The organism is Streptomyces sp. NPDC087906 (genome assembly GCF_055584925.1).
Genome location: NZ_JBVJLC010000023.1, coordinates 1 through 4,568 on the forward strand (window position 1 = coordinate 1; position 4,568 = coordinate 4,568).

Genomic DNA, 4,568 nt, shown 5'->3' on the forward strand with positions numbered 1-4,568 from the left:
ACACCACCACCCTCGGCCGACCCATCACCAACACCACCACCTACCTCCTCGACCACCACAACCAACCCGCACCCATCGGCATCCCCGCCCACAGCCTCCTCGGCGGCATCTGCCTCGCCCGCAACTACCACAACCGCCCCGACCTCACCACCCAACGCTTCACCCCCAACCCCCTCAACCTCACCCACGACCCCCGCACCTACCACACCGGCGACCTCTGCACCTGGCGCCCCGACGGCACCCTCGAATTCATCGGCCGTATCGACAACCAAATCAAACTCCGCGGCTACCGCATCGAACTCGGCGAAATCGAAAACTCACTCAACACCCACCCCGACATCGCCAGCACAGCCGTCATCGTCCGCGAAGACACCCCCGGCGACAAACGACTCACCGCCTACATCGTCACCAACCCGGGCGCCACCACACCCAGCACGCAGGAGCTGCGCACCCACCTCCAGAACCAGCTCCCCGACTACATGGTCCCCGCCACCTACACCACCATCGACCAACTTCCCCTCACCCCCAACGGCAAGGTCGACACCAAAGCCCTGCCCGCACCCGACCAGAACCGCCCCGACCTCGACACCACCTACACCGCACCCCGCACCCCCACCGAGCGCACGCTCGCCTCCGTGTGGGGCGACATCCTCGGCATCGAGACCGTCGGTATCCACGACAACTTCTTCGAGCTGGGCGGCGACTCGATCATCAGCATCCAAATGATCGCCAGGGCGAAGAAGTTCGGCCTGCACCTCACCCCGCGCACGATCTTCAAGCATCAGACGATCGCCGAGATCGCGGTGCACGCAGGCGCGGCCACTCTGGTCGACGCCGAGCAGGGCCGGGTCGTGGGTGACGTGCCGCTGACACCGATCCAGCACTGGTTCTTCGAGAAGGAGCTGCCTGCGTTCGACCACTTCAACCAGGCGGAACTGCTGGCCACCGACGCCCTGGACCCCGACGTCCTCAGGCTGGCGCTGGCCGACCTGGTGGAGCACCACGACGCGCTGCGGCTGCGGTGCGAGAGCGGCGACGACGGCTGGCGGCAGTATCTGGACGAGTCGGTGGACACCGACGTCCTCGACGTCCACGACCTGTCCGACGTCACCGACGACGCACTGAGTGCGGTGTCGCTCGGGATCGCGGAGGAGACGCAGCAGAGCCTCGACCTGGCAAAGGGACCGCTGATGCGGTGTGCCCTGCTGGAGTTGGGGGCCGCGCGCGGGCAGCGGCTGCTCATCGCCGTGCACCACCTGGCGGTTGACGGGGTCTCCTGGCGGATCCTCCTGGAGGACCTGGGGAGTTGCTACGAGCAGCGCGCCGCCGGCCGGGCACCGCGGCTCGCCGCGAAGACGACGTCCTTCCGGGCCTGGGCGGAACGGCTGAGCAGCTTCGCCACGTCGGACGAGGCACGCGCCGAGTTCGCGTACTGGGCGGAGGCGAAGCCCGCCGGGCGGGTGCCGCGTGACCGGGACGGACGTAACGAGCTGGGCTCGGCGTCCAGCGTCGCCGTGTCCCTCACCCCCGAGGAGACCCGCGCCCTGCTGCGGGACGTGCCCCGCGTCTTCAGCTCGCGGATCAACGACGCGCTCCTCACCGCTCTCGCCCACGCGCTGCGGGACTGGACAGGGGACGACGAGACCCTGATCGGTCTGGAGGGACACGGCCGCGAGGATCTCTTCCCCGACGTGGACCTGTCGCGGACCGTCGGATGGTTCACTTCGGTGTTCCCCGTCTCGCTGCGACTGGCACCAGGCACCGGGCCGCTCGATTCGCTCGACTCCGTCAAGGACCAGCTCGGCCGGATCCCCAACAACGGTGTCGGCTACGGCATTCTGCGCCACCTCGGGGCACCCGAAGTGACGTCCGTCCTCGGCCGGCAGCCGATCCCTGAGGTCAACTTCAACTACCTCGGGCAGTTCAGCCAGGACCTCCCGGGCATCGGGCGGTACGCCCCGGCGAACGAGCCCAAGGGACACTCGATCAGCCCCGACGGCATGCGCTGGAACGTCCTCGACGTGACCGCGGCCGTCGAGGGCGACACGTTCGGCGTGTACATCGGCTACTCGTCCGCGCTGCACGACCGGCAGACCGTCGAGCGGCTGGGCGACGGCATGATCCACCACCTGCGCGGACTGATCGCCGGCAGTGCCGAAGGCGCCGCCGACTCCCGCAGGACCACCCCCGGCATCCCCCTCACCGACGTCGGTGACTCCGACATGGCCGCGATCCTGAAGAGGTTCTCGATATGAGCACGCACAACGTGGAAGACGTCTACGGGCTCTCGCCCCTCCAGTTCGGGATGCTCTTCCACTCGCTGGAGGACACGTCCGACACCCGCCCGTACATGGTGCAGATGACGGAAGAGGTCGAAGGCGCCTTCGACGACGCGCTGTTCGGGCAGGCGTGGCAGCAACTGGTCGACCGGCACTCGATCCTGCGCAGCGCGTTCGTGTGGGAGGGCGTGTCGGAACCGGTACAGGTCGTGCAGCGCCGGGCCCCCGTGCCCTTCGAAGTGCGGGACCTGCGCGGCCTGCCCGACCAGGAGCAGCGGCTGGACGCCTTTCTGGCGGAGGACTGGGAGCGCGGGTTCGACCTGTCCCGGGCGCCGCTGGTACGGGTGACGGTGCTGCGGGCGGCGGACGAACGGCGGTTCGTGGTCTGGTCGTTCCACCACATCCTGCTGGACGGGTGGAGCGTGCAGATCCTCCAGAAGGAGCTGTTCGCCCTCTACCGCAGCCTGCTCGACGGTACGCCCGCCGCTCTGCCGGCGACCGTTCCGTACCGCCGCTACATCGAGTGGCTGAACGCCCAACGGGACGACACTTCGGCGGAGTTCTGGAAGAAGTATCTGGCCGGGGTCACCGAACCGACCAACCTGCACGTGGACCGGGACACCGGGGACACGGGCGTCGGCGAGTTCGAAGTGGAAGCCTCCTCCGAGCTGTTCGCGCAGGCGCGCGACTACGCCCGATCGCAGCGGATCACGATGAACACCCTGGTGCAGGGGCTGTGGTCGATCCTGCTCTCCCGGTACAGCCGCAGCGACGAGGTGCTGTTCGGCTCGACCATCTCGGGCCGCTCGATCGCCCTGCCGGGTGTGGACTCGATGATGGGCCTGTTCATCAACACGCTGCCGGTACGAGGCCGGCTCACGGGTGAACTCGGGGTCGCGAGCTGGCTGCGGGACCTCCAGGACGAGCAGTTGGAGATGCGGCAGTGGGAGTACTGCCACCTCGTCGACGTGCAGAAGCACAGCAGCATCCCGCGCGGGGAGCCGCTGTTCCGGTCCATCCTGGTCTTCGAGAACTACCCGGTGGTGCAGAAGCCGTCGGACTTCCCCGAGGGACTGACCCGGCGCCTGGTCAACTGCGTGGAGCGTACGGGCTATCCGCTCACCTTGGTCGCGTCGGCCGGCCGTGCCCTGGAGTTCCGGTTCGTGTACGACCGGAGCCGGTTCGACGCGGCGACGGTCGAGCGGATGGCCGGCCATCTGCGGACCTTGCTGGAGTCCGTCGTGGCGGCTCCCGGGGCGCGCATCGCGGAACTGAACATGCTGACGGCACAGGAGCGGCAGCAGATCCTGGTCGACTGGAACGGAGTCACAGGGCCTTACCCGGACACGGCGACCATCCACCAGCTCATCGAGGACCGCGTCACCACCGACCCGAACTCCGTGGCTCTCACCTACGGGGCCGAGCAGTGGACGTACGCGCAGCTCAACGCTCGCGCCAACCAGCTCGCCCACCACCTGCGTAATACGGGCATCACCCCGGACACGCTGATCGCCGTCTGCCTCGACCGCTCGCCCCAGCTCATCGCCACCCTGCTGGGCATCATGAAGGCCGGCGCGGCATTTGTGCCGCTCGACCCGGAGTACCCGACCGAGCGCATCACCTACATGGTCGAAGACGCCCAAGCGCCCCTGATCATCACCAGCACAGAGCACACCGACCGGCTGCCCGCAGATACTCCGCGGCTGCTCGTGAACGCGCAGTGGCCCGAAGGACCGACAGACAATCCAGCCCCGCTCGCCTCGCCTGATGACCTCGCCTACATCATCTACACCTCAGGCTCCACCGGCCGGCCCAAGGGCGTGGCTCTGGAGCACCGGGGCGTCGTCAACTACCTCCACTGGTGCGACCAGAACTACCCGGTCGAGGAGCCGGGCGGGATAGGCACCATCCTGTACTCCTCCATCACCTTCGACCTCACCATCACCGCTCTGTTCCTGCCCCTCATCCAGGGCACGCAGCTCGCCATCCCGCAGACGCAGCCCGGCCAGACAGCGTTCGACGCGGCGATCGACATGATCCTCACGGACGTGCCGATCAGCTTCCTGAAGGCCACCCCGTCCCACCTGGAAATCCTCGCCGCACATCTGACCACCCAGAACGCCACGCACCACATCACCACCATCGTCGCCGGCGGCGAGAACCTCACCCCCACTCTCGTCTCGCAGCTCCTCGACACCAGCACCACCCACACCACCATCAGCAACGAATACGGCGCCACCGAAGGCTCCGTCGCCAACGTCATGAGCCTCACCACCACCCCCGACCCCA

General features: G+C 67.8%; 2 protein-coding genes. Both read left to right on the top strand.

The window, feature by feature from the left end; genetic code table 11:
• Positions 1–2,255 (top strand): condensation domain-containing protein (locus tag ACZ63I_RS34965; protein WP_469343572.1); only part of this gene is annotated, 2,255 nt, incomplete at its 5' end.
• Positions 2,252–4,568: condensation domain-containing protein (locus tag ACZ63I_RS34970; RefSeq protein ID WP_469343573.1), on the top strand; the 2,317-nt coding region annotated here is incomplete at its 3' end. The genes ACZ63I_RS34965 and ACZ63I_RS34970, both read left to right, overlap by 4 nt.